Raw genomic sequence first — 25,264 nt, forward strand, 5'->3', positions numbered from 1 at the left:
GGCGTAAAAGGGACGGGGCGGACGGATTCTCGGTCGACTCAGCCGAGATCGGCGGGAGCCGACAACCGTCCACGCACCGCGGTGGCGGCGGCGACGGCCGGCGAGACGAGGTGCGTACGGCCGCCCTTGCCCTGGCGCCCTTCGAAGTTGCGGTTCGACGTCGAGGCCGATCGCTCACCCGGAGCGAGCTGATCGGGATTCATGCCGAGACACATCGAGCACCCCGCCTGGCGCCATTCCGCCCCTGCGGCAGTGAAGATCGCGCCCAGTCCCTCGTCCTCGGCCTGTGCGCGCACGCGCATCGAGCCGGGAACGACGAGCATCCGCACACCGTCGGCAACGGTACGGCCGTCCAAGATCTTCGCTGCCACACGGAGATCCTCGATCCGACCGTTGGTGCAGGACCCCAGGAAGACGGTGTCGACCGCGATGTCGCGCAACGGCGTGCCCGGCTCCAGACCCATGTAGGTGAGCGCCTTCTCGGCGGACTGACTCTCGCCCTCGTCGAGGATCTCGGCCGGATCGGGTACCGACGCACTGAGGGGGGCGCCCTGACCAGGGTTGGTGCCCCACGTGACGAACGGAGTCAGCGCCGACCCGTCGATCCGCACTTCCTTGTCGAAGACGGCACCGTCGTCGGTGACGAGCGTGGACCAGTCGGCGACGGCCTGCTCCCACAGCTCACCGGAGGGAGCGTGCGGCCGACCCTTGATGTACTCGAACGTGATCTCGTCGGGGGCGATCATGCCCGCGCGCGCGCCCGCCTCGATGGACATGTTGCAGATGGTCATCCGCGCTTCCATCGACATCTTCCGGATGGCCTCGCCGCGGTACTCGATGACGTAGCCCTGCCCACCGCCCGTACCGATCTGTGCGATGACCGCCAGGATCAGGTCCTTGCTGCCGACGTCGTCACCGAGCTCGCCGTCCACCGTGACCGACATGGTCTTGAAGGGGCGCAACGACAGTGTCTGGGTCGCCAGCACGTGCTCGACCTCACTGGTGCCGATGCCCATCGCGAGGGCGCCGAACGCGCCGTGCGTCGAGGTGTGGCTGTCCCCGCACACGACAGTGGTTCCCGGCTGCGTCAGACCGAGCTGGGGCCCGATGATGTGCACGATGCCCTGCTCGATGTCGCCCATCGAGTGCAGGCGGATGCCGAACTCCTCGCAGTTGCGCCGCAGGGTGTCCACCTGCGTCCGGGAGACGAGATCCGCGATCGGCTGGTCGATGTCGACCGTCGGGACGTTGTGGTCCTCCGTCGCGATCGTCAGATCGGGCCGTCGCACTGGCCGACCGGCCAGACGCAGTCCGTCGAACGCCTGCGGGCTGGTGACCTCGTGCACGAGGTGGAGATCGATGTAGACGAGATCCGGCTTGGTCGCGTCACCCTCACCACCGCCGCGAACGACGACGTGCTGATCCCAGACCTTCTCCGCCAGGGTCTTCGCTGCCATGACTCCACCTTTCGACCGACGACGATCACCATCTCACGTTGTGAGACGCTAGTATCGCTACATGGGACAGCATAGCGGCATCGGCGTTCTGGACAAAGCAATGAGCGTTCTGCAGGCTGCGTCACTCGAACCGTGCAGCCTCGCCGACCTGTGTTCCGCCACCGGGCTCCCCCGCGCCACCGCGCATCGGCTCGCCATCGGACTCGAGACGCACCGCATGCTGAGCCGCGACGCCGACGGACTGTGGCGACCGGGGCCGGCGCTCGCCGAACTCGCGCACACCGCCGAGGACCCTCTTCTCGACGCCGCGGCCATGGTGCTGCCACGGCTGCGCGAGATCACCGGGGAGAGCGTGCAGGTCTACCGCATCGACGGCACGGTGCGCGTGTGCGTGGCCTCCATGGAACCTCCCACCGGGCTGCGCGACACCGTGCTCGTCGGCGCCCGCCTCCCCCTCACCGCCGGCTCCGGCGCCAAGGTGCTGTTGGCATGGGCCGACCCCGCACTACAGCGCGGCGTCCTCCCCGACGCAGCCTTCGGTGAGCGAGTGCTCGCCGAGGTACGCAAGCGCGGCTGGGCGCAGAGCGCCGCCGAGCGCGAGCCCGGCGTCGCCAGCGTCGCCGCACCGATCCGCGGACGCGACGACCGCGTGGTCGCCGCGATCTCCGTGTCCGGCCCGATCGATCGCATGGGGCGCCGCCCCGGAGCGCGCTGGGCCGCCGACCTTCTCGCGGCCGCGGACGCCGTGCAGAAGCGCCTCTGAGGCGGAGCCCGGCCGATCCGGGGGTTCGGTCTCGCGTACCGGATCAGCCGTGCGAACGCTCGCCCCACCGTTGGCTCCGACGCTGCGCCGACCGGGTCATCGGAACGTGCCCTCTCGACGAGACGGCGTCGGAGCGCTCGAACTCGTGCACTGTCGGCTGCGGCGTGGACAGCCACTTCCTCACGTTGCCCCGGTGCAGGCGCAGCACACCGCCCACCATGCCCACCGCAGACTTGGCGAGATACTTGCGGTTGCCCATCATCGCGATGGCCGTTGCGCGGCCGAAGTGGTTGATGAACGCGCGCTCGGTGACATAGCTGCCGAATCCCTCTGCTGTGGCGCGGATGCAGAAGTCGACGTCCGCACCCCAGCCCGTGGACCCGAAGTTGCGTTCGTCGTACCCGCCGAGTGCGAGCCAGGTGTCCTTCGTGATCGTCATGGCGGTTCCGTCCACGGCGAAGCACTTGCGGTACCGGTCGACCGGGACGTAGTCCTCGGCGGGCCCCGAGTAGGTCGTCTTCATGTCTCGGTGGCCATAGGCATCGTCGTAGACCGGCACGACGATGCCCGCATCGGACGGCAGTTGCGGGTCGGTCACCGCGTCGAGGAACCCGCGGGACAACCGCGTGTCGTTGTTCAGCGTCATCGCATGGGTGTGGCCGTCGCTGAAGGCGATGCGGAACCCGAGGTTCGACCCGCCGGCCCAGCCGAGATTGCGGCCGGGCGTGACGACGCGCTCGTCGGCGAGCGGGATGTAGTCACCGCGGTTGTCGATGATCACGAAGGTGGCGTTCTCCCGCCGCAGATCCTTCACCAAGGCATGGGTGTATTCGATCTGGCCGTAGACGGGAACAGCAATCAGTAGTGAAGACACACAAACAACGTACGACAATCGGACACTCGCCCACCAGTCGAACCAAACCATCTGGTACCGCATCGACGAAAACGAGGACCACCGCATCGCGGTGGTCCTCGAATGTTGTAGCCCCGACGGGATTCGAACCCGCGCTACCGCCTTGAGAGGGCGGCGTCCTAGGCCGCTAGACGACGGGGCCAGGATCTTCATCTGTGAATCAGGTGGAGCAACCGGACGAGCATAACCGGCCGAGAGCATCCGACGAAATCGGGTGTTTCTCTGCTGGGGTACCAGGACTCGAACCTAGAATGGCGGTACCAGAAACCGCTGTGTTGCCAATTACACCATACCCCAATGGCCTGGTCCGGCCGCGTTCTCCGGGCCGTTTCGAGCCGTGGAGAACACTACCAAACACCATCCCGCATTCACCAAATCGGCTGGTCAGCGGGCCGAGTCGGTCGACTGCGACCCGTCGGGCTCGCCGAAGGTGACCTCGATCTCCTCGAAACCCTTGCTTCGCTGCGCCTCCGCCTGTGCCGTGTACGCGTCTCGATCACCGTCGGTCAGTTCGACGTTGTCCGTGAACGGGGTGAGCAGAGCGCGCGGGTGCAACCTGTCGGTCCGCACGACGTTCACCTCGATGCACAGCACCAACACCAGCGAGGAGATGTAGAGGAACGCGAGCAGCCCGAGGACGATCGCGAACACACCGTTGGTGGTGTCCGCACCGCCGACGACGCGTTGGACGTACAGCCCACCGAAGGACTGCAGGGCCTGCCACAGCAGCGCGCCGATGACGGCTCCGGGAAGCACGTCGCGCACGCTCACCGCACGCGTGGTCCCGAGCCGGAACGCCACGACGAACGTGGCGGTGTTGAGCACGATCGCCGCGATCGTGACGAGCACCTGTGCGACCGTGCCGAAGAAGCCCGCCGCGTTGAAACCGTTCAGGACCGTGACGCCGATGACGGCCGTCCCGACGGTCAGCAGCAGGCCGAAGCCGCGCACCCGCGCCCGGACGGGATCGGGGCGATCGTTCTTCGGGACGGACCAGGCGACGTTCATCGCGTTCTGTGCGGCCACTGCCACGCCCAGACCGCCGTAGAGCGATCCCAGGACACCGATGACGATGGCCCCGGTCCCCCCGCTCAGCCCTTCCGGTTGGCCGAGTTGTTCACCGATCAAGGGGATCTGGCTCATGGCCGAATCGATGATGCGTTGCTGCAATTCGGGATCACCGGCCAGGACGATGCCCAGGACGGTGGAGAACAGCAGCAGCAACGGGAACAGCGAGATGAAACCGAAGTAGGCGATGAGCGCTGCCAGGTAGCCGCCCTGGTCGTCGAAGAACTTGTAGAACACGGCCAACGGGAATCCCATGGCGGGATGCCGCTGCTGAAATCTGTCGATCCGATCGGTGAAGCTCATCACCACACCCTTTCGCCCGAACTGCCCCTAGTCACCTCAGACGATCGACGCACGGGCCGACCGCAACCGGGCCAGCGTCAGCTCCCGGCCCAGCAGCACCATCGACTCGTACAGCGGTGGGCTGATGTGGGAACCGGTCACCGCCACGCGCACCGGCGCGAACGCCTTACGCGGCTTCAGCTCCATCTCGTCGATCAGCGCGACCTTGAGAGCCGACTCCAAGGCCTCCGCAGTCCACTCCGGTGCGCCCTCGACGGCGCTCACCGTCGCGTCCAGAACGGGTGCCGCGTCGGCGCCCAGATTCTTGGCTGCCGATGCCGGATCGACCGTGAACTCGTCGGCGGGGGCAAGCAGGAACTTCAGCAGTCCCCAGGCGTCGGACAGCACGACGATGCGCGTCTGCACCAGTTCCGCGGCCTCGGCGAACGCTGCGTCCGACACCCCGATCGGATGGCCGTGCGTCTCGAGATACGCCCGCAGGCGCGCGGCGAAGTCGGCCGGCTCGAGCAATCGGATGTGTTCGGCGTTGATGGCGTCGGCCTTCTTCTGGTCGAAGCGGGCCGGGTTCGAGTTGACCGTCGAGATGTCGAAGGCACCCACCATCTCGTCGAGCGAGAACACGTCCCGGTCCTCGGAGAATCCCCACCCGAGGAGAGCCAGGTAGTTCAGCAGACCTTCGGGGACGAACCCGCGCTCCCGGTGCAGGAAGAGATCGGCCTCGGGGTCGCGCTTCGACAACTTCTTGTTGCCCTGCCCCATCACGAACGGGAGGTGCCCGAACTGCGGAATGCGTTCTGCCACACCGATGCGCACGAGGGCTTCGTACAGCGCGATCTGACGCGGGGTCGAGGACAGCAGGTCCTCACCGCGCAGGACGTGCGTGATCTTCATCAACGCGTCGTCCACGGGGTTCACCAACGTGTACAGCGGGACACCGTTGCCGCGGGTGAGCGCGAAGTCGGGGACCGTGCCGGCGCGGAACGTCGTCTCGCCGCGCACGAGGTCGTTCCACGACAGATCGTGATCGGGCATACGCAACCGGACGACGGGCTTGCGTCCCTCGGCGCGGAAGGCCTCCCGCTGCTCGTCGGTCAGCGTGCGGTCGTGATTGTCGAAGCCCAACTTCGGATCCCGGCCGGCCGCGAGATGCCGCGCCTCCACCTCCTCCGGTGTGGAGAAGCTCTCGTACGCCTCCCCCGCGTCGACGAGCTGCTGCACCACGGCGAGGTGCTGATCGCGGCGCAACGACTGTCGGTACGGCTCGTACGGCCCACCGACCTCGGGACCCTCGTCCCAGTCGAGTCCGAGCCACCGCAGTGCGTCGAGCAGCGCCTGGTACGACTCCTCGGAATCACGTGCCGCGTCGGTGTCCTCGATGCGGAACACGAATGCGCCGCCGTGATGGCGGGCGAACGCCCAGTTGAACAGCGCCGTGCGCACCAGCCCGACGTGCGGGGTTCCGGTGGGCGACGGGCAGAACCGGACGCGGACGTCGGATGCGGGAATGCTCGCGGCGGTCACTTGTCCACCACCGGATTGGTCAGCGTGCCGATGCCCTCGATCTCGACGGACACGCTCTCGCCCGCCACGATCGGCCCCACGCCTTCCGGGGTGCCGGTCAGGATGACGTCACCGGGAAGCAGCGTCATCACCGACGAGATCCACTCGATGATCTTCGGCACGTCGTGCAGCAGGAGCGACGTACGGCTGTTCTGCTTCACCGCGCCGTCCACCGTGGTGGTCAGAGCGAGATCCGAGGCGTCGAGCGAGGTCTCGATCCACGGGCCGAGTGGGCAGAAGGTGTCGTAACCCTTGGCGCGGGTCCACTGACCGTCGTGGCGCTGGTTGTCGCGGGCCGTGACGTCGTTCGCAACGGTGTAGCCGAGCACCACGTCGAGAGCGCGTGCTGCCGGAACGTCCTTGCACGGACGGCCGATGACCACCGCGAGCTCACCTTCGAAGTGGACCTCGGACGACGTCGGCGGACGCACGATGTTCGCACCGGGTCCGACGATGGACGTGTTGGGCTTGATGAAGATGACCGGGTCCTCGGGTGCGTCCGAGCCCATCTCCGCGGCGTGCGCCGCGTAGTTCTTGCCGATGCAGATCACCTTGCTGGCCAGAATGGGCGCCAGCAGGCGGACATCGGCCAGGGACCAGCTCCGGCCGGTGAAGGTGGGTGTGCCGAAGGGATGTTCCGCGATCTCTCGCGCCGTCCTCTCGTCTCCGTCGCCTTCGATGGCGACGAATGCAACACCGTCGGGACTCGCTACTCGACCAAGACGCATGGCGGAAGTCTATCGAGCGGCGTCGAGCGGACACCGGCGGGCGACGAACGACGATCACCTACGGGGTAGCATCGGCGACCGGGAGTTCAACAGGCGAGAATGTTGTCCCACATAGTGAGAACGGAGCCGGTATGAGTCGCGTCCAGCGCTACACCACGTCCACGGCGGGTCGGTGGGCGATGCTCGTGATCGGCATGCTCGCGACGGCCTCCACGGCACTGCTTCTGAACGGCGCCGCCTTCCTCATCCCCGCACTTCGGGATCAGCGCGGACTCTCGCTCGCGTCGGCGGGTCTGGTCGTGGCGATGCCGACGGCCGGCATCGTCCTGACGCTGTTCGCGTGGGGCGCCGTCGTCGACCGCGTGGGCGAACGGCGATCCCTGATCGCTGGTTCCGTGCTGACGTCGATGGCCGCCTTCTGCGCCGCCGCGACGGAATCCACGGTGGCGCTGGCCGTCTTCCTGCTGCTCGGCGGCATGGCCGCCGCCAGCGTGAACTCCGCCACCGGACGCGTGGTGGTGGGGTGGTTCCCTCCCCACCGCCGCGGCCTGGCGATGGGCATCCGGCAGATGTCACTCCCTCTCGGAGTCGCACTGTCCGCGTTGCTGATTCCCGGTATCGCCCGCGATCACGGAGTGGGAACCGCGATGCTCCTTCCCGCGGTCGCGTCCGCCCTCTCCGCTCTCGCCTGCCTCGTCGGTGTGTTCGATCCGCCGCGGCCCTCCCGATCGGCCGCCTCGAGTGCCGATCTCCTCGCGAACCCCTACCGCGGGCGTCGCGATCTCTGGCGCATACACGGTGCGTCGGTCGCGCTGGTGGTGCCGCAGTACGTGGTGTGGACGTTCGCCCTCGTCTGGCTCGTGGACCAACGGGCCTGGTCCCCGGAGGCCGCCGGTGTCCTGATCACCGTCTCGCAGATCCTCGGAGCGGGAGGACGCATCGCCGCCGGCGCAGTGTCGGACCGGGTGGGCAGCAGACTCGGACCGATGCGGTGGGTCGCCGTCGGCGTCGTGGCCGTGATGGCCGCGCTGGCGATCGCGGACGCCGCGGGCCTCGCGGTATCGGCGGTGATACTCGTGGTCGCGTCGGTGGCGACGGTGTCACCCAACGGGCTCGCATTCACCGCCGTGGCCGAGCGGGCGGGTCCGTTCTGGAGCGGGCGAGCACTCGGCGCGCAGAACACCAGTCAGTTCATCGCCGCGTCGGCGGTTCCCCCGGTGTTCGGCGCCCTGATCACGCACACGTCGTACGCGGTGGCGTTCGGGGTGTCCGCGGCGATCGCGCTTCTCGCGGTACCGACCATTCCGCGAGAAGCGCGAGACCGACTACACCAGTGAGGCGATCCGATCGCCGATCGTCGCGGTCGTGCCCGGGTCCCCGGCGGTGCGCGTCGCCAGGTCCTGCGCGACGGCGGACTCGACGCGCGCCGCCGCCTCGGTCTCGCCGAGATGTGCGAGGAGGAGCGACACCGACAGGATGGCGGCCGTCGGATCGGCGATTCCCTTGCCGGCGATGTCCGGTGCACTGCCGTGCACGGGCTCGAACATGCTCGGATTCGTGCGCGTCGCATCGATGTTCGCGCTCGCGGCCAGACCGATACCACCGGCGACCGCGGCCGCGAGATCGGTGATGATGTCGCCGAAGAGATTGTCGGTGACGATCACGTCGAAGCGGCCCGGGTCGGTCACCAGGTGGATCGTCGCCGCGTCGATGTGCTGGTACGCCACCTCGACGTCGGGGAACTCGGCAGCGACCTCGTCGACCGTCCGCTTCCACAGCGATCCCGCGAACCCCAGCACGTTGGTCTTGTGCAGCAGGGTCACGTGCTTGCGACGACCCATCGCTCGCGCGAAGCCGTCACGGACCACGCGCTCCACACCGAACCGCGTGTTGAGGCTGACCTCGGTGGCGACCTCGTGCGGAGTGCCGACGCGGATGGCGCCGCCGTTGCCCGTGTACGGGCCCTCGGTGCCCTCCCGCACGACGACGATGTCGACCGGCTTGTTGCCCGCCAACGGACCGACGACACCCGGGTACAGCTTGGACGGGCGCAGGTTGATGTGGTGATCCAGCGCGAATCGTGCGGTCAGCAACAATCCGCGCTCGAGCACACCGCTGGGCACCGACGGATCACCGATGGCGCCGAGCAGGATGGCGTCGTGGCCGCGGAGCTCCTCGAGCACCGACGGCGGCAGGATCTCCCCCGTCGCGTGATAGCGCCGTGCACCCAGGTCGTACTCCGTGGTCTCCGCACCGGGCGCGACCACCTCGAGCACCTTGAGTGCCTCGGCCACCACCTCCGGTCCGATGCCGTCTCCGGCCACGACACCCAGCTTCATCGAAGTCCCCTCGTTCGGCGTCGACATCAGGACAGGTCGACCAGCTCGATGGTCGTCGCGCCCACGGAGGCGGCGATGGCGTCCCGAACGTCCTGCGCCACATCACGATCGACGCGCAGCAGGATGGTGGCGCCACCGCCCTCCGCGTCCTGGCTGAGTGCCGCGGCGGCGATGTCGACACCGGCGTCGCCCAGGGCGGTGCCGATGCGTCCGAGCGAGCCGGGACGGTCGTCGTACGTCACGATGAGGTTCTTGCCCTCGGCGCGCAGATCGAAGTTGCGGCCGTTGATGTTGACGATCTTCTCCACGTGCTGGGGACCGGTGAGGGTGCCCGCGACGTTGACGACGGTCCCGTCGCCGTAGACCGCACGGACGTCGACGACGCTCCGGTGGTTGGGGCTCTCGCTGGCCTTGGTCACGTCGGCCGTGACACCACGCTCCTCGGCGAGCGACGGTGCGTTGACGAAGGTGACCGCGTCCTCGATGACGGCGGAGAACAGTCCCCGCAGCGCCGACAGCTTGAGGATGTCGACGTCCTCGGACGCCAGCTCACCGCGCACGTCGACGGACAGCGACGTCGGGAGCTCGTCCGACAGGGCACCCAGCAGGACGCCCTGCTTGCGCACGATGTCGAGCCACGGCGCGACCTCCTCGCCGACGGCACCGCCGGAGACGTTCACCGCGTCGGGCACGAACTCGCCGGCGAGGGCGAGCAGGACGGACTTGGCGACGTCGGTGCCGGCGCGGTCCTGGGCCTCGGTGGTCGAGGCACCGAGGTGCGGGGTGACGACGACCTGCGGGAGCTCGAACAGCGGGCTGTCGGTGCAGGGCTCGCTCGCGTAGACGTCGATACCCGCGGCGAAGACGTGGCCGCTGGTGATCGCGTCGGCGAGAGCCTGCTCGTCGACCAGTCCACCGCGGGCAGCGTTGACGACGATGACGCCCTTCTTGGTCCGGGCGAGCGCCTCCCTGCCGATCAGACCCTTCGTCTCGGGGGTCTTCGGCAGGTGCACGGAGAACATGTCGGCGCGCTCGAGAAGCTCGTCGAGGCTGACCAGCTCGATACCGAGCTGCGCGGCACGAGCCGGCGAGACGTAGGGGTCGTACGCGATGATGTGCGTCTCGAACGCGGCGAGACGCTGCGCGAAGAGCTGACCGATACGGCCGAGCCCGACCACGCCGACGGTCTTGCCGAAGATCTCGACGCCGTTGAACTTGCTGCGCTTCCACTCGTGCTGACGCAGCGTGGCGTCGGCGGCGGGGATCTGGCGAGCAGCCGAGAGCAGGAGCGTCACCGCGTGTTCGGCAGCGGTGTGGATGTTGGACGTGGGGGCGTTGACGACGAGCACGCCGCGCTCGGTGGCTGCGGGGACGTCGACGTTGTCCAGGCCGACGCCGGCGCGGGCGACGATCTTGAGCTTGGTACCGGCAGCGAGCACCTCGGCATCGACCGTGGTCGCGGAGCGGACCAGGATGGCGTCGGCATCGGGGACCGCGGCGAGGAGGGCCGGACGATCCGGACCGTCCACCCACCGGACCTCGACTCCGTCGCCGAGAGCCTCGACGGTGGACTGCGCAAGTTTGTCGGCGATGAGGACGACGGGGCGGCCTGGCTGGCTCACGTGGAGAACTCCCTGATCAGGTGACGGAGAAGAGGTGTGGTTCCGGATTCGTGCGGGCGTCAGCCTAGTGGCCGAGCCGCGACCCGACGCAGGGCACCCGAGGTCGAGGAACTCGACCGCGGGTGCCCCGTGTCAGGAATGCGAGAGTCAGGCCGTCTCGGTGATGGGACGGTCGACCCAGCTCATGAGGTCGCGCAGCTTCTTGCCCGTGACCTCGATGGGGTGCTCGGCGTTCTGCTTTCGCAGGCCCTCGAGCTCGGTGTTGCCGTTCTCGACGTTGGCCACGAGGCGCTTGGTGAACTCGCCCGACTGGATGTCGGCCAGGATCGCCTTCATGCGCTCCTTGGTGCCGGCATCGATGACGCGCGGCCCGGAGAGGTAGCCGCCGAACTCCGCGGTGTCGGACACCGAGTAGTTCATGCGCGCGATGCCGCCCTCGTACATGAGGTCGACGATGAGCTTGAGCTCGTGCAGCACCTCGAAGTACGCCATCTCGGGCGCGTAGCCGGCCTCGACCATGACCTCGAAGCCGGTCTTCACCAGCTCCTCGGTACCGCCGCACAGCACGGCCTGCTCACCGAAGAGGTCGGTCTCGGTCTCTTCCTTGAACGTGGTCTTGATGACGCCGGCACGCGTGCCGCCGATGCCGCGGGCGTAGGACAGCGCGAGAGCCTGGCCCTCACCCTTCGGATCCTGGTCGACGGCGATCAGGGCGGGAACACCCTTGCCGTCGACGAACTGACGGCGCACGAGGTGGCCGGGTCCCTTGGGGGCGACCATGCCGACGGTGATGTTGGCCGGGGCCTCGATGAGCTTGAAGTGGATGTTCAGGCCGTGGCCGAAGAACAGCGCGTCGCCGTCCTTGAGGTTGGGCTCGATGTCGTCCTTGAAGATCTGCGCCTGGGCGGTGTCCGGAGCGAGCAGCATGATGACGTCGGCCCACTCGGAGACCTCCGCCGGCGTGCCCACGCCGAGGCCCTGCTCGGCAGCCTTGTCACGCGACTTGGAGCCTTCCTTCAGACCGATACGGACGTCGACGCCCGAGTCGCGCAGGCTGAGCGAGTGCGCATGGCCCTGGCTTCCGTATCCGATCACAGCGACCTTGCGGCCCTGGATGATCGAGAGATCGGCATCGTCGTCGTAGAACATCTCGACTGCCACTGTGGTTTCCTCCTACATCTGTCCCGGTCGCATGTGACCGGGTAATCGAAACTACTGGGTTGGGTGACTAGCGGGACGCGGTGATGGACTTCGGTCCACGACCCACCGCGACGACGCCGGACTGGACGATCTCGCGAACACCGTACGGGTCGAGCATCCGGAGCAACGCCTCGAGCTTCGAGCGGGTACCGGTCGCCTCGACGGTGACTGCCTCCGGCGAGACGTCGATGACCTTGGCGCGGAACAGGTTCACCGTCTCGATGACCTCGCTCCGCACGCTCGCGTCGGCGCGGACCTTGATGAGCACGAGCTCACGGGCGACCGACGAGTCGGCTTCCTGCTCGACGATCTTGATGACGTTGACGAGCTTGTTCAGCTGCTTCGTCACCTGCTCGAGCGGGAACTCGTCGACCGTGACGACGATGGTCATGCGCGAGATCTCGGGCACCTCGGTGCCGCCCACCGCGAGGGAGGCGATGTTGAACCCGCGGCGCGAGAACAGCGACGCCACGCGTGCGAGCACGCCCGGCTTGTCCTCGACGAGAACGCTCAGGGTGTGACTGGTGCTCACAGGTCGATGCCTTTCGAATTCGCGCCCTGGGCCGCCTCGGTGACGTCGCCGACCGAGCCGGGCTCCTGCGCAGCTTCCTCGTCGTTGTCGAACAGAGGACGGATGCCGCGGGCGGCCATGATCTCGGAGTTGCCGGTGCCCGCAGCGACCATCGGCCACACCTGGGCGTCCTTGCCGACGATGAAGTCGATGACGACCGGTCGATCGTTGATCGCACGCGCCTGCGCGATCACCGCGTCGACGTCCTCCTCACGCTCGCACCGCAGTCCGACGCATCCCAGCGCCTCGGCGAGCTTGAGGAAGTCGGGGATGCGGACGGCGCCGTGCGTGCCGAGCTCGGTGTTGGAGTAGCGCTCCTCGTAGAAGAGCGTCTGCCACTGCCGCACCATGCCGAGGTTGCCGTTGTTGATGACGGCGACCTTGATCGGGATGCCCTCGACCGCACAGGTCGCGAGCTCCTGGTTGGTCATCTGGAAGCAGCCGTCACCGTCGATGGCCCAGACCTCGGTGTCGGGCAGACCCATCTTGGCGCCCATCGCAGCCGGGACCGCGTAGCCCATCGTGCCGAGTCCACCCGAGTTGAGCCACGTCCGCGGCTTCTCGTAACTGATGAACTGAGCGGCCCACATCTGGTGCTGTCCGACCCCGGCGCAGTAGATCGCGTCGGGTCCGGCGAACTTGCCGATCGACTGAATCACGAACTCGGGCGACATCGCACCGTCCGACGGACGGTCGTAGCTCAGCGGGTAGGTGCGCCGCACGTTGTCGAGGTAGGTCCACCAGTCGGCGAGATCCAGCGCGGTGCCGGTGGCCTGGTCCGCACGGATGGCCTCGATGAGCTCGACGATGACCTCGCGGCAGTCGCCCACGATCGGCACGTCGGCGAACCGGTTCTTGCCGATCTCGGCGGGATCGATGTCGGCGTGGACGACCTTCGCCTCGGGGGCGAAGGAATCGAGCTGTCCGGTCACGCGGTCGTCGAAGCGAGCACCGAGCGTGATCAGCAGATCACTCTTCTGCAGTGCGGCTACCGCGGCCACGGTGCCGTGCATGCCGGGCATACCGAGGTTCAGGTCGTGGCTGTCCGGGAAGACGCCGCGTGCCATCAGCGTCGTCACGACGGGGATGCCGGTGAGCTCCGCCAGCTCGAGGAGCTCGGGCGACGAGTTCGACTTGATGATGCCGCCGCCGCAGTACAGCACCGGCTTCTTCGCTGCCGCGATGAGCCGCGCGGCCTCACGCACCTGCTTGCCGTGCGGCTTCGTCACCGGGCGGTAGCCCGGCAGCTTCATCTCCGGCGGCCACGAGAAGGTGGTCTGCGCCTGCAGGACGTCCTTCGGGATGTCGACGAGCACCGCGCCCGGTCGTCCTGAGGACGCCAGGTAGAAGGCCTCGGCGATCATGCGCGGGATGTCGAGCGGGTCGGTGATGAGGAAGTTGTGCTTGGTGACGGGCATCGTGATGCCCGAGATGTCGGCTTCCTGGAAGGCGTCGGTACCGATCAGCGCGCGGCCGACCTGTCCGGTGATGGCGACGACCGGGACGGAGTCCATCTGCGCATCGGCCAGCGGCGTCACCAGGTTGGTGGCGCCGGGACCGGACGTCGCGATGCACACGCCGACGCGGCCGGTGGCCTGCGCGTAGCCGGTGGCGGCGTGGCCGGCACCCTGCTCGTGTCGCACCAGCACGTGCCGGACCTTCGCCGAGTCGAGCAGCGGATCGTAGACGGGAAGTACGGCACCACCGGGAATGCCGAAGACGACGTCGACCTCGAGCTCCTCGAGTGCGCGGACGACGGACTTCGCTCCGGTCACGCGCTCGGGCGCGAGGGGACGACGCTGCGGCGTCGCGGACGGAGTGGGACGATCGGCGGCGGGCGGAGCCTTGCGTGGTGCCGGGCCGGGCCGGGCGGTGGGTGCGCTCACTGGTGCTTCCTTAGAACTTCATCCGGGCAAGAAAAAACCCTCGCCAGCAGATGCTGTACGAGGGTGGCGCGTCGTGGCTGAGCGTGAAGACGTTTCGGCTCAGGCGACGACGCGCCTGCCGATTACGAGGAACTCTTCACGCTTCACGCGTGTGACGTTAGGCGCGTGATGCGGTGCCAGTCAAACTTACCGAACTCGTTGTCCCATTATGTGGGATGGCGTTATGCAGTGCGAAGATGGAGGGGTGTCGTCTTCGCAGCAGTCCGAACCACCGGTGACAGTCTCCCATACCGAGAGCCCCACTTCCGACGCCTCCCCCGCGGCCCCCACGGTGTTCCGCATCCCGGCCCTGGCGCTGTCCGGCGTGGCGCTGTTCCTGTTCGGGGTCACGTTCCCCGTGGTCGGGGCGCCGGAGCTCTTCGGGTGGATGCTCGCGCTCCCGGTCCTGCTGGGGTACTGGATCATCCGCGTCCGGACCACCGTCACTCCGGAGCGGTTCGTCTCGCGCCGGGCGTTCCGTTCCACCACGGTGCCGTGGTCGTCCGTGACGGGACTGCTGTTCCCGAAGCTCGGGTGGGGCAAGGCGACCCTCGAGGACGGCTCGACCGTCCGGATGCCGGGCGTGACCGTCGACAAGCTCCCGCTTCTGTCCGCGGCGAGCGGCGGCGCGGTGCCGGATCCGTCGCCGGTCGAGGAGCCCGCTCAGGACGAGCCGGTCGAGGCCGAGTCCGCCGTCGAGCAGGACGAGGCCGAACCGCGGGCCTGAACGACCACAACTCGGCCGGATCGACGGAATCCCGTCGATCCGGCCGAGTTGTGGACGGTGACGCACGGATCAGGCGAAGGGGTCGGCGCCGTTCAGGAAGATCCACAGCGCTGCAGCACCGCCGATGCCGATGGCCAACGCGAGGAACGACCCGATGAAGGGGCGGCGCGCCCATCCACGTCCGCCGTCCACGGCGATCCGTCCGGGGCCCGTGAGGATGATGGACGCCGACGCCAGCACCAGCAGCGTCTCGTACTCGACACCTGCAGGGGCGAAGAACTGCAACCCCGGCTCGCCGACCTGACGCACGAGCCAGGCGTTGATCATGACGGCGAGGACTGCGGCACCCGCGAGAGGCGTGGCCAGGCCGAGGATCAGCAGCGCACCGCCGGCGACCTCGCCGACCGCACCGAGAATGGACAGCAGACGTGCCTGGTCGTAGCCGGACCCGGCGACGATCTCCTGGAAGCCCGAGAGCCCGGGACCGTCGAACCATCCCGTGAGCTTCTGCAGACCGTGCACAAGCACGATCGCGCCGACGCTCACGCGCAGGATCAGCAGTCCGAGATCGAGCGTGCCGCGACGCTCCGGGACCACCTCGGGCCGCACCTCGGCCGGGGTCGCCGTGCGGTCGGTTCCTGCCACCGGGATCGCGCGCGTCGCGCTGTCGTCGTAGGCCGGTTCGGTGCGACTCGCCGTCGTCGTGTCACCGGGGTAGCCGGTGAGCTTCTCGGTGGGATGCGCGGTACGCGACCGGTCGGCGTCGAGTTCGTCGTCGGTGCGCGGGAGCTGTGCTCCGCTGCCCCCGCCTATCCGCTCGGTCGGCTGGTCGTAGGGACTCGCCGCCGGCTCGTAACCGGACGGGGAACGGCCTGTGTCATCGGACTTCTCACTCACGTGCATCAGCGTAGATGCGGCGGGCCCGTTCCCGGCGCAGGCGCGACCCGTACCGTGGGATCTCATGACAGTGGGTGGGACTCGGCGCGCGGCCCGGCGATCGTTCGTGCTCGGCGCGGCGGTGATGGCGATCGTCACGGCCTCCGCGGGATGCGCACGCTTCGACGACTCCGCCTCGACGGAGTTCTCCCCCGAACCCACGTTCGGCGCTGCCGACATCGAACCGGTGGAGCCGGGAGCGCCGGGTTCCAGCACGCCGCCCGCGCCGTCACCGGCCACCGGGCCCTGCGTGGATCCGGATCCCAACGTGGTCGCGACCTGTCTCGACACCCTGTCCGGCCTCGTCGTCCTCCCCGGCGGGGCATCGGCCCTGGTCGGCGAGCGTCGCACCGGCACCATCTTCCAGGTGGCTCCGGGCCAGGCACCCCGACCCGTCGTGACCGTCCCGGTCGACGGCGACGGCGACGGCGGACTGCTCGACATCACGCTGTCCCCCACCTACGACGAGGACCGCCTCCTCTACGCGTACATCACGACGGCGACCGACAACCGCGTGGTACGCATCGCGGCGGGAGACGTCCCGAAGACCGTGCTCGCCGGCATCCCCCGCGGGACCACCAGCTCGGGTGCCCTCGATTTCTCGTCACCCGACGAACTCCGGGTGATCACCGGCGACGGGGGCGATCCCGCCGCTGCGGCGAACCCGGCGTCGCTCGCAGGCAAGGTTCTGGCCGTCACCGACCCGCGTGTCGACTCCACCTCGGCTCCCCGCGTCGTCATGAGCGGCATCGGCCGCGCCGGCGACGTCTGCATCGACGCCACGGGCAGCACCTGGGTGACCGATGCGACGGCCACCGAGGACCGGCTGTCCCGCATCACGCCCGAGGGTGCCGTCGTCAGTCCCGTGTGGACGTGGCCGGACAAGCCGGGCGTCGGCGGATGCGCGGCCGCACCCGGCTCGGTGGCCGTGTCGATGTCCGGTGCCCGTGCGCTGGCACTGGTTCCCGTGGACCCGGACACCAACGCGGTGACGACGCCGCCGACCCTCACCGCACAGGACCGGTACGGCCGCCTGCGTGGTGCGTCGCTCGGCGCTCAGGGCCAGGTGTGGGTGACCACCGTGAACAAGGACGGCGGCCAGCCGGTGCCGACGGACGACCGAGTGGTCATCGTGCCGGTGCCGGCCGGCGGCGGCGGGAGCGACTAGCGGGAAGGCCGGAGGCCGGTCGGTCGGTCGGCGGGGAGGCCGGTCGGTCGGTCGGACTCTCTAGCTGCAGGCGGCGATGACGAGTTCCTTGACTCGCGCGGGGTCGGCCTGGCCCTTGGTCGCCTTCATGACGGCACCGACGATGGCGCCGGCGGCCTGCACCTTGCCGCCGCGGATCTTCTCCGCGACGGAGGGGTTGGCCGCGAGCGCCTCGGACACGGCCGTCTCGAGCGCCGAATCGTCTTGCACGACAGCGAGTCCGCGTGCCTCGACGACGGCGTCGGGGTCACCCTCACCATCGAGGACACCGTCGACCACCTTGCGGGCGTTGGCGTTGGTGAGTGTGCGGTCGGCGACCAGCGCGGCGACGCGGGCCACCTGAACCGGGGTGATCGCCAGGTCCGCGAGGTCGACGCCGCGGGTGTTGGCCTGCTGCGACAGGTACGCCACCCACCAGCTGCGGGCGGCGTCGGGTGTCGCACCGGCGTCGACGGTCGCCGTGATGAGGCCGAGCGCATCGGCGTTGACGACGTCGCGCATGACGAGATCGGACCAGCCCCACTCCTTCTGGATGCGCGCGCGGGTGATCCACGGCGCCTCGGGAATGGTGGCGCGCAGTTCCTCGACCCAGGCGGCGTCCGGGGCGACCGGCTCGAGATCGGGCTCCGGGAAGTAGCGGTAGTCCTCCGCGGTCTCTTTCTTGCGACCGGGCGCCGTGCTGCCGTCGGCCTCCTGGAAGTGCCGCGTCTCCTGCACGATCTCGCCGCCCTCCGCGAGAACTGCTGCCTGACGGCGCATCTCGTAGCGGACGGCGACCTCGACGCTCTTGAGGGAGTTGACGTTCTTGGTCTCGGTCCGGGTGCCGAACTCGGTGGCGCCCTTCTCCATCAGTGAGACGTTGGCATCGCACCGGAGCGAGCCCTGGTCCATCCGCACGTCGGACACGCCGAGCTCGCGGATCAGTTCCCGCAGCGCCGTGACGTAGGCGCGGGCCACCTCGGGCGCGCGGTCGCCGGCGCCCTCGATGGTCTTGGTGACGATCTCGACGAGAGGCACACCGGCCCGGTTGTAGTCCAGCAGTGAGTGACTCGCTCCGTCGATACGACCGGTGGCGCCGCCGACGTGCAACGACTTGCCGGTGTCCTCCTCCATGTGGGCGCGCTCGATGTCGACCCGCCACGTGGACCCGTCGTCGAGCACCACGTCGAGATAGCCCTCGGTGGCGATCGGCTCGTCGTACTGCGAGATCTGGTAGTTCTTCGGCTGGTCCGGGTAGAAGTAGTTCTTCCGCGCGAACCGACCCCACGGCGTGATGGAGCAGTTCAGCGCGAGGCCGATCCGGATGGCGGACTCGACGGCAGCCGCGTTGACCACCGGCAGCGCACCCGGCAGGCCGAGGCACACCGGACACACCTGGGTGTTGGGCTCGGCACCGAACTCGGTGGGGCACCCACAGAACATCTTGGTGGCGGTACCGAGCTCGACGTGCACCTCCATGCCCAGCACGGGGTCGTACCGGGAGATCACCTCGTCGTAATCCATCAGGCTCGTCGAGTGCGATGAGGTGGCAGCAGTCATGGTGCCGAGTTTACTGCGGACCGGTGGGCCGAACCCCCTCGGTGTCAGCCGAAGAAGGCGGCCGCGTCCAGGTAGCGACTCTCGGGAACCCGCTTGAGCTGGCGGACGGCCTCCTCGAGGTCCACCAGGCCGATCTCGGCGCCCTGGAGGGAGACCATCTTGCCCTTCTCCCCCGCGTGCACGGCGTCGACGGCGTTGACGCCGAAACGGGTGGCGAGGACGCGGTCGTACGGAGTGGGCTTGCCGCCGCGCTGCACGTGGCCCAGCACCGTGGTGCGGACCTCCTTGTTGATGCGGCGTTCGATCTCGACGCCCAATTGCTGTGCGACACCGGTGAACCGGACGTGGCCGAACTCGTCGATTCCTCCGTCGCGGATCTCCATCGACCCCTCCTTGGGCGTCGCTCCCTCGGCGACGACGCAGATGAAGTGGGAGTCCCCGCGCTGGAACCGCTTCTTCACCAGATCGCACACCTCCTGGACGTCGAAGGGCTGCTCGGGGATCAGTGTCATGTGCGCGCCGGACGCGAGGCCGGAGTGCAGCGCGATCCAGCCGGCGTGCCGCCCCATCACCTCGACGAGCATGACGCGCTGGTGGGACTCGGCGGTGCTGTGCAGCCGATCGATCGCGTCGGTGGCGATGGTGAGTGCCGTGTCGAAACCGAACGTGACGTCGGTGCAGTCGATGTCGTTGTCGATGGTCTTGGGAACCCCGATGACGGGCACGCCCTCCTGCGACAGCCAGTGTCCGGCGGTCAACGTGCCCTCGCCGCCGATGGGGATGAGCACGTCGATGCCGTTGTCGTCCATCGTCTGCTTGATCTGGTCGAGCCCCGCCCGCAGCTTCTCGGGATTGACGCGTGCGGTCCCCAGGATGGTGCCGCCCTTGGTGAGCAGTCGATCGTTGCGATCGTCGTTGCGCAGTTGGATACGACGGTCCTCGAGCAGGCCGCGCCAGCCGTCGAGGAATCCGACCACCGACGACCCGTAGCGGGCGTCCGCCGTGCGTACGACGGCCCTGATGACCGCGTTGAGTCCCGGGCAGTCGCCGCCGCCGGTCAGTACTCCGATACGCATGGTCCGAAACCTCTCACTGTGCCGGTTCATCGCGAGCGGTGCCCGCTATGTGCTGGGCACCATCTTGCTACGCCCGGGCCGGATCGGTGCGGTCGGACTCACATATTCCGAGTGCGATCACCCGGGCGTGACGACGCCGCTCTCGTACGCCACGAAGACGGCCTGCGCTCGATCCCGCAGACCGAGTTTGCCCAGAACCTTGCTGACGTGGGTCTCGAGGTCTGTTCGGCGAGGACGAGTCGCGCGGCGATCTCGGCATTCGACAGACCGCCCGCGACGAGCTCGAGAACCTCGACTTCACGCGGCGTCAACGACGCGACGAGGTCGACGCGCGCGTCCCGTCGCATGACGTCCCGGATTAGGCGCCTGGTCACCGACGGAGCCAACAACGCATCGCCGGCAGCGACGACTCGGACCGTGCCACTCGGTCACCCACCGCTCCGACGCGCTGAAAGCCCAACTTCTGCATGAAAGTTCGGGCCGCACAGTCCATTCGGGTCCATGGAAGAGCGCATCGATCGCGGTGCCCCCGAGCGCCTGTCGACTATGAGGTGTCCACACCGTGGATTACGGAAAGCGGGGCCCTCGTGCTCACTTCCCGGCTCGCCCTCGCACGCGAATTCGCCGAGCAACACGCGTGCGACGCGCAAGATTGGGTGCGCGAACACCGGGATACGGGCGCGGCGGGAGAATAGTCGTTGTACCCGTCCAGTGGCACGTAACGAGGAGCAGCGCATGAGCCCGCACGTCCACCTCAGCGGTCAGCTGGTCTGTAGGAGCGATGCCGAGCTGGCGGTCGTGTCGGAGTGCCTGCCCGATCACATCGAGCTGACCCGGGCAGAACCCGGCTGCGTGTCCTTCGATGTCCGCCAGAGCGACGATCCCCTCGTGTGGCAGGTGGACGAGTACTTCACCGACGACGACGCGTTCGCCCAGCATCAGGAGCGGGCCGCGTCGAGCGAGTGGGGCACACGCACGGCGGGCATCGAGCGGCGGTACGTCGTGAAGCGAGGGCGCGACGTCGCCGCGACGACGAGCGGACCGTTGCGCACCGCAGGCATTTCTCTGGATTGTGCGGATCCGAAGGAACTCATTCGGTTCTATCTAGCTCTACTCGGTGGTCGTCGACTCTGGGACGACGACCAGGCGTCCGGGATGCGCACCGCTGAGGGGCTCGTCCTGGTAGCGCAGAAGATCGACGAGTACTCACCGCCCGAGTGGCCGGGAACCGCGCTGGTGCATCTCGACATCGACGCCGGCAACAACCTCGCCGGCGCGGTTCGGTACGCAGAAACCTGTGGTGCACGACAGTCCGCATTACAGCCGGACTCTCGGTGGGCGGTACTTCTCGACCCGGCCGGACACCCTTTCTTCATTACCTCGATGGTGTGGTCCGGCCAGTGACGAGTCCGGCAGAGTGGCCTCACGACCTTCCCGTCGCACGTGTGCGTGTCGCCCGGCCGACCGATCGACTCACCGAAGTTGTCGCCTTTTATCGCGATACTCTCGGTCTCCCGGAATTGGCCCGCTTCACCGACCACGCTGGGTACGACGGCGTCATCCTCGGAATGCCGAGCGTGGGATACCAATTGGAGTTCACGGCGCACATCGGCGGCGGCCCCTGCCCGGCTCCGTCGGACGACAACCTGTTGGTTCTGTACTTCGACGCTCGCGCATCGCTCGATGCGGTGTGTCGGCGTTGTCGAGACGCCGGTATCGACCCGGTGGCCGCGTCGAATCCCTACTGGACGCACCTCGACGCCGTCACCTTCGAGGATCCCGACGGCTGGCGTGTCGTACTCGCACCCGTCCCAAGGAACGACACGTGAGGTTCTTGTCTCCATGCCGCGGCACGGTGACAGAGGACGCCCCGCTGGTGTGGGCACGACGATATGCAAGACGTGCACGCGGACCCGGAAACGCGGAAAGCCCCCAGCCAGTCGGCCCGGAGGCACCCCATCGAACGGACCCGCTACAGGAACGCCACCTCGTCCTCGCGCAGAGCGCGACCCTGGAACCGCGCTTCGCTCCCCTGGGTTACGGGGCGGCACCAGTTCCATTAACACGGACAAACGATCGACGAACTAGCGAACGACGCGACCAGTTGCGGGATCGCGCGGCCGGAAGTCTTTGTCGAGTTCGGTTAGTTCCTCACGCGTATAGATCGTGCCGATCCCGTGCTCATCGAGATCGACCACGATGCCGGCCCGAGCGGCAGCCTCCAGAATGTCCAGCCTCAAGAGCAGTGTGTTCTTGCCGCTATCCATTGCGTCCAGGTCTCCGCCCTTCATCAGGCCCCAGGCTGCCCGTCGGGCAAGCTCGGACAGCTCTGTTACGGCGTCGGTGTTACTCATCGGGATCCTCTCGTGAAATGTCTATTTCTGCTTCAACCACGGCGTCTGCCACATCGTTGAGCAACCTGATCAAGTCGGGACCGTCCGGGCGCAACCTGTACGCGGGGTACATGTCGTAATAGTCACCGTCTCCGGTCGGCACCTGGGCGGACACGTCGTGTATGCAGTCGATTGCACCTACAACTAGAGGATCGTTGGCGGGTCCCAGGCAGAAGGTAGCGGTCCACACTGAGCCGTCTGCCCGATCATCGTGATGGGGTTCCTCGAAATAGATGCTTGCGACAACCTCACCGGTCGGAGTGACGAGCGTCTTTTGCTCAGGCAGATTCCCCCACACGAACGGCTCGTCCTTGATCTGGGCGTTGGTCGCCGCACATACGTAGTCGGCCAGCCAGTCCCGCGCGTCGCCTTCGTCGCCAAAGTCCAGGACCATGTCGCTCGCGATCGCTTTTTCGACCTGACGGACTCCCACCACCTCGGAGCCATCCAGTTCTGCGACGCATCCGACTTCGAGGAGGGTGTCCACCTCGTCGCTGCCCATGACGATCGACCCGTCGCCGTCAAGGGTGTAGCCCTCTATCTGAACAACGGTTTCCAGTGTCAGATCGAACGCGGCGTAGCGAGTACTTCCCGCCTCGGAGTCATCGATGCTCACGCCGGAGATGCCTACAACATGAGAGTTCGGATGGACCTGCACGCTGGTGACCTGGTCGAACTGGCCGCGGTTGTAAGTCGGTAAAGCCTCCAGGCCAAGATCGGTGACCAGCTCGGTGACCCACGACTCGGTGGGGACACCGTGTCCATCGTCGTCGTCTCGCAGCTCTTGCTCTTCGCGCTGGAAATGCTCGACGATGCTGTTGCGGACCTTGACGTCCTCCTGCCTACGTTCGGTTTCCTGCCTCTGCAAGGCGGCGCGGAAAGACTTGAGGCCGTTGATCAAAGCCGGCTCGTTGGTGAACACCTCGACGGTGTTACCGCGAGGTATTGTGTCCAGAGTTTTGCGCATATCCCCCGAGTTGCCACTGAGAATCGCCAGCTCGCCAAGTCGACGCCCACCGAGATGTTCTACCGCGTCGCGCACCAGCGCGGAATCAGCGGCGCCTGTCTTGACCTTGCTCTTTCGGGTACCCGGACCTGTCTGAAGAACCTGGTCCTTGATGGCCTGGACGGCGGACGGGCCGTGCGCTGGGACGACTTCGACGTTCGGCATTGCCCTCAGCCGGGCTTCTATCCGGTCGCTAATCTCGGGCGCTGTGAGCCACGGACCAGTTGCCATACCAGGGATGTCGAGACGGTCGAGCGCGCGCAACGTCGGCAGCACCTCGTTCTGTGCGGCTGCAGCGTGCTCGGCCCACTCCCAGACAACTATCTGAGGTACCCACAACGTCACCCCGAAGGGTGCGAGGCGGGCCGCGAGTTTTTCAACCCACGACGCGTCGAAGTTTCCCTTGCTGGACATGTTCGTGTCCAGCACGACTACTCGCGCGTGTAGAGGATCGGCCTCTTCTGGTTCCTCAGGCACGACTCCTGTCATGCCTCATTGAAGCATCGATACCGGTCATTTCTGCAGAAACCTAATGCATCGAACCCAGCGATATGAGGTGCTCAGAGTCGTTCTGTGTACCTACTCAGGGCGCTGAGCAGCTTGAACAGACCGTAAAAAGCGCCGACGACGAGGGCTGAGAAGAGCAGCAGTTCGAGGATGACGCTCGCCGGCAGCTTGCGCAGGTATTCAGACCGTCACGGCAACAGCAGACAGACCCACGTTCAGTAGGTGCGCGCGCAGTCCGCAGCAGCCTGCGAACCCGGGTCGAGAAAGTCGAGTCCTAGTTGGTCGTGCAGATCGAGCAGGTTCGACTCATTGCGTGCCGTGACCGTGACCGGGGTCAGGAACGGTCCCTGCTGGGCGAACACGTCGTCTCGTGAGCGGATCCCGCCGTCCTGCAGCTCGACGATCTCTCCCGCGACGTAGAGGGTGTCGCCGTCGTCGTACGCCGCGGGGGAACCCAGCTCATAGCCGCTCGTCTCGAGTGATGCGTTGATCGCCGCGAGGACGTCGCTCGGGACGTCGAGACAGTCGGCCGGCACCGTCGCCGCGGACGCCGGGACAGGAGCCGGTGTCGTTGTTCGTGGCGGCACTGCAGCGGGTGCACGCGTGGTCGTGGAGGCCGGCGACTCAGATGTTGTGGCCAACGCCTGGTCGCTCTCGCCTTCTTCCTCCCCCAATCCGAACACCGAGCCGATGCCAACAAGCAGCAACGCGGCAGCCGCGATCGCCAGGAAGATCTTGAGGCCGCAATTGCTTCCGCCCTGCTGTCCCCCTGGTGCAGTCGGCGGCGGCGCCGGTGCGGACGCACCTGGAGTGGCCTGGTTGGTCCACTGCGTGCCGTCCCAGAATCGCTGTCCGCCGACGTTGGCCGGGTCGGGGTCCGAGTACCAGCCGGGGGTAGGTGTCGTCATGGGTGAAGTCTCCCAGGTGCTCGACCCCCGAGTCTGAATGTCGACACACCGAATCGGTCCCCCGGTCGAACAGCGCATTCGTGGGACGGTGAGCGAGTTGCCGAACGCACCCTTGACCGAGAGACAGGTACCTCGCACCGTGGCAAAGAATCTGATCGTCGAACTGACCGATGACATCGACGGGAGCATCATCGCCGACGGCACCGGAGAGTCGATCGAGTTCTCCGTCGACGGCGTCGACTACGCGATCGACCTGAAGGACAAGAACGCCGAGAAGTTCCGGAAGGCGCTCGGCTACTACATCGAGCACGCGGCGAAGATCGGCGGCCGCAAGCGCGGTGGGCATACCTCTGCTGTCCGCGCTGCCTCCGAGGCCGCCACCAAGAGCTCAGCGAAGCGCGACCCTGAGCAGACACGGGCGATCCGAGAGTGGGCCAACAGCAACGGATAGGAGGTCAGTGCCCGTGGCCGGATCCCGGCTGCGGTCGTCGAAGCGTTCGACGCAGCTCACTGAGC

Annotated in this window: 22 protein-coding genes, 2 tRNA genes and 2 pseudogenes; 7 read left to right on the forward strand and 19 right to left on the reverse strand. The window is 67.5% G+C overall.

Annotated elements, in window-relative coordinates:
• Positions 1 to 38: 38 nt before the first annotated feature.
• Positions 39 to 1,457, reverse strand: coding sequence for a 3-isopropylmalate dehydratase large subunit (gene leuC, locus QRN16_RS07000; protein ID WP_204867952.1), 1,419 nt, complete (start codon positions 1,455 to 1,457; stop codon positions 39 to 41).
• Between the two features lie 61 nt (positions 1,458 to 1,518).
• Here leuC and QRN16_RS07005 point away from each other — a divergent pair, with 61 nt between their 5' ends.
• A complete protein-coding gene (locus QRN16_RS07005) occupies positions 1,519 to 2,220 on the forward strand; it encodes an IclR family transcriptional regulator (protein ID WP_285185278.1) in 702 nt (233 codons plus the stop codon).
• 43 nt (positions 2,221 to 2,263) lie between these two features.
• On the opposite strand, the gene QRN16_RS07010 is transcribed toward QRN16_RS07005, so the two are convergent.
• The 6 genes from QRN16_RS07010 to QRN16_RS07035 all read right to left on the reverse strand — a co-directional run bounded on the left by QRN16_RS07010 (position 2,264) and on the right by QRN16_RS07035 (position 6,792).
• Positions 2,264 to 3,094: a glycosyltransferase family protein gene (locus tag QRN16_RS07010; protein ID WP_285185280.1), complete on the reverse strand. Its 831-nt coding sequence runs from the start codon at positions 3,092 to 3,094 to the stop codon at positions 2,264 to 2,266.
• Positions 3,095 to 3,202: 108 nt separating this feature from the next.
• A tRNA-Glu gene (locus QRN16_RS07015) sits at positions 3,203 to 3,275 on the reverse strand.
• A gap of 83 nt (positions 3,276 to 3,358) precedes the next feature.
• A tRNA-Gln gene (locus QRN16_RS07020) sits at positions 3,359 to 3,430 on the reverse strand.
• A gap of 87 nt (positions 3,431 to 3,517) precedes the next feature.
• Positions 3,518 to 4,504: a YihY/virulence factor BrkB family protein gene (locus tag QRN16_RS07025; RefSeq protein WP_037187043.1), complete on the reverse strand. Its 987-nt coding sequence runs from the start codon at positions 4,502 to 4,504 to the stop codon at positions 3,518 to 3,520.
• Between the two features lie 36 nt (positions 4,505 to 4,540).
• On the reverse strand, positions 4,541 to 6,010 hold the full coding sequence (gene gltX / locus QRN16_RS07030; protein ID WP_222631463.1) for a glutamate--tRNA ligase: 1,470 nt from the start codon (positions 6,008 to 6,010) through the stop codon (positions 4,541 to 4,543).
• An 11-nt stretch (positions 6,011 to 6,021) separates the two neighbouring features.
• The gene (locus QRN16_RS07035) at positions 6,022 to 6,792 is read right to left on the reverse strand and encodes a fumarylacetoacetate hydrolase family protein (RefSeq protein WP_027507010.1); all 771 of its coding nucleotides are present in this window, start codon (positions 6,790 to 6,792) and stop codon (positions 6,022 to 6,024) included.
• Between the two features lie 131 nt (positions 6,793 to 6,923).
• Here QRN16_RS07035 and QRN16_RS07040 point away from each other — a divergent pair, with 131 nt between their 5' ends.
• Positions 6,924 to 8,129 (forward strand): MFS transporter, encoded by a 1,206-nt coding sequence (locus QRN16_RS07040; RefSeq protein WP_285185285.1) that lies wholly within the window; start codon positions 6,924 to 6,926, stop codon positions 8,127 to 8,129.
• Here QRN16_RS07040 and QRN16_RS07045 read toward each other — a convergent pair.
• The 5 genes from QRN16_RS07045 to QRN16_RS07065 all read right to left on the reverse strand — a co-directional run bounded on the left by QRN16_RS07045 (position 8,118) and on the right by QRN16_RS07065 (position 14,410).
• Positions 8,118 to 9,131 carry a 3-isopropylmalate dehydrogenase gene (locus tag QRN16_RS07045; protein ID WP_056446202.1) on the reverse strand — a complete coding sequence of 338 codons (1,014 nt, stop codon included), beginning with the start codon at positions 9,129 to 9,131 and terminating at the stop codon, positions 8,118 to 8,120. The genes QRN16_RS07040 and QRN16_RS07045 overlap by 12 nt on opposite strands.
• Positions 9,132 to 9,157: 26 nt before the next feature.
• Positions 9,158 to 10,753, reverse strand: coding sequence for a phosphoglycerate dehydrogenase (gene serA / locus QRN16_RS07050; RefSeq protein WP_285185288.1), 1,596 nt, complete (start codon positions 10,751 to 10,753; stop codon positions 9,158 to 9,160).
• Positions 10,754 to 10,900: 147 nt separating this feature from the next.
• The gene (gene ilvC, locus QRN16_RS07055) at positions 10,901 to 11,902 is read right to left on the reverse strand and encodes a ketol-acid reductoisomerase (protein ID WP_027507014.1); all 1,002 of its coding nucleotides are present in this window, start codon (positions 11,900 to 11,902) and stop codon (positions 10,901 to 10,903) included.
• Positions 11,903 to 11,981: 79 nt separating this feature from the next.
• Positions 11,982 to 12,485 (reverse strand): acetolactate synthase small subunit, encoded by a 504-nt coding sequence (gene ilvN / locus QRN16_RS07060; protein ID WP_027507015.1) that lies wholly within the window; start codon positions 12,483 to 12,485, stop codon positions 11,982 to 11,984.
• Positions 12,482 to 14,410: an acetolactate synthase large subunit gene (locus QRN16_RS07065; RefSeq protein WP_051613648.1), complete on the reverse strand. Its 1,929-nt coding sequence runs from the start codon at positions 14,408 to 14,410 to the stop codon at positions 12,482 to 12,484. Before QRN16_RS07065 ends, ilvN begins: the two co-directional genes overlap by 4 nt.
• A gap of 274 nt (positions 14,411 to 14,684) precedes the next feature.
• Here QRN16_RS07065 and QRN16_RS07070 point away from each other — a divergent pair, with 274 nt between their 5' ends.
• Positions 14,685 to 15,176, forward strand: coding sequence for a PH domain-containing protein (locus QRN16_RS07070; protein WP_162246770.1), 492 nt, complete (start codon positions 14,685 to 14,687; stop codon positions 15,174 to 15,176).
• Positions 15,177 to 15,245: 69 nt separating this feature from the next.
• On the opposite strand, the gene QRN16_RS07075 is transcribed toward QRN16_RS07070, so the two are convergent.
• On the reverse strand, positions 15,246 to 16,079 hold the full coding sequence (locus tag QRN16_RS07075; RefSeq protein ID WP_197027855.1) for a DoxX family protein: 834 nt from the start codon (positions 16,077 to 16,079) through the stop codon (positions 15,246 to 15,248).
• 58 nt (positions 16,080 to 16,137) lie between these two features.
• Here QRN16_RS07075 and QRN16_RS07080 point away from each other — a divergent pair, with 58 nt between their 5' ends.
• Complete coding sequence (locus QRN16_RS07080; protein WP_027507017.1) at positions 16,138 to 17,280, forward strand: PQQ-dependent sugar dehydrogenase; 1,143 nt, start codon at positions 16,138 to 16,140, stop codon at positions 17,278 to 17,280.
• A gap of 60 nt (positions 17,281 to 17,340) precedes the next feature.
• On the opposite strand, the gene gatB is transcribed toward QRN16_RS07080, so the two are convergent.
• From gatB to QRN16_RS07095, 3 genes and pseudogenes are all read right to left on the reverse strand, one after another.
• Positions 17,341 to 18,858 carry an Asp-tRNA(Asn)/Glu-tRNA(Gln) amidotransferase subunit GatB gene (gatB, locus tag QRN16_RS07085; RefSeq protein ID WP_222649242.1) on the reverse strand — a complete coding sequence of 506 codons (1,518 nt, stop codon included), beginning with the start codon at positions 18,856 to 18,858 and terminating at the stop codon, positions 17,341 to 17,343.
• Positions 18,859 to 18,902: 44 nt separating this feature from the next.
• Positions 18,903 to 19,934, reverse strand: a complete 1,032-nt coding sequence (locus tag QRN16_RS07090) for an ATP-dependent 6-phosphofructokinase (protein ID WP_027507019.1) — start codon at positions 19,932 to 19,934, stop codon at positions 18,903 to 18,905.
• A 117-nt stretch (positions 19,935 to 20,051) separates the two neighbouring features.
• A pseudogene (locus QRN16_RS07095) lies at positions 20,052 to 20,350 on the reverse strand (helix-turn-helix domain-containing protein); the annotation flags it as partial.
• Between the two features lie 319 nt (positions 20,351 to 20,669).
• On the opposite strand from QRN16_RS07095, the gene QRN16_RS07100 reads away from it, so the two are divergent.
• Together QRN16_RS07100 and QRN16_RS07105 are read left to right on the forward strand one after the other, a co-directional pair.
• Positions 20,670 to 21,338: a VOC family protein gene (locus QRN16_RS07100; protein ID WP_285185300.1), complete on the forward strand. Its 669-nt coding sequence runs from the start codon at positions 20,670 to 20,672 to the stop codon at positions 21,336 to 21,338.
• A gap of 41 nt (positions 21,339 to 21,379) precedes the next feature.
• A complete protein-coding gene (locus QRN16_RS07105) occupies positions 21,380 to 21,763 on the forward strand; it encodes a VOC family protein (RefSeq protein ID WP_285186078.1) in 384 nt (127 codons plus the stop codon).
• Positions 21,764 to 22,018: 255 nt separating this feature from the next.
• Here the strand turns inward: QRN16_RS07105 and QRN16_RS07110 are convergent, their stop codons facing one another.
• The 3 genes from QRN16_RS07110 to QRN16_RS07120 form a co-directional block, all read right to left on the reverse strand.
• A complete protein-coding gene (locus QRN16_RS07110) occupies positions 22,019 to 22,288 on the reverse strand; it encodes a hypothetical protein (protein ID WP_285185302.1) in 270 nt (89 codons plus the stop codon).
• Entirely contained in the window at positions 22,281 to 23,747 is a 1,467-nt protein-coding gene (locus QRN16_RS07115; protein WP_285185303.1) for a hypothetical protein, read from the reverse strand. Before QRN16_RS07115 ends, QRN16_RS07110 begins: the two co-directional genes overlap by 8 nt.
• 308 nt (positions 23,748 to 24,055) lie before the next feature.
• Positions 24,056 to 24,748, reverse strand: a complete 693-nt coding sequence (locus tag QRN16_RS07120) for a DUF2510 domain-containing protein (RefSeq protein WP_285185305.1) — start codon at positions 24,746 to 24,748, stop codon at positions 24,056 to 24,058.
• Positions 24,749 to 24,887: 139 nt separating this feature from the next.
• Here QRN16_RS07120 and QRN16_RS07125 point away from each other — a divergent pair.
• Positions 24,888 to 25,262, forward strand: a pseudogene (locus tag QRN16_RS07125) (histone-like nucleoid-structuring protein Lsr2).
• Positions 25,263 to 25,264: the final 2 nt, after the last annotated feature.

Origin of the sequence: Rhodococcus sp. MEB041, from assembly GCF_030208955.1 — a bacterium.
Lineage (GTDB): Bacteria > Actinomycetota > Actinomycetes > Mycobacteriales > Mycobacteriaceae > Rhodococcoides.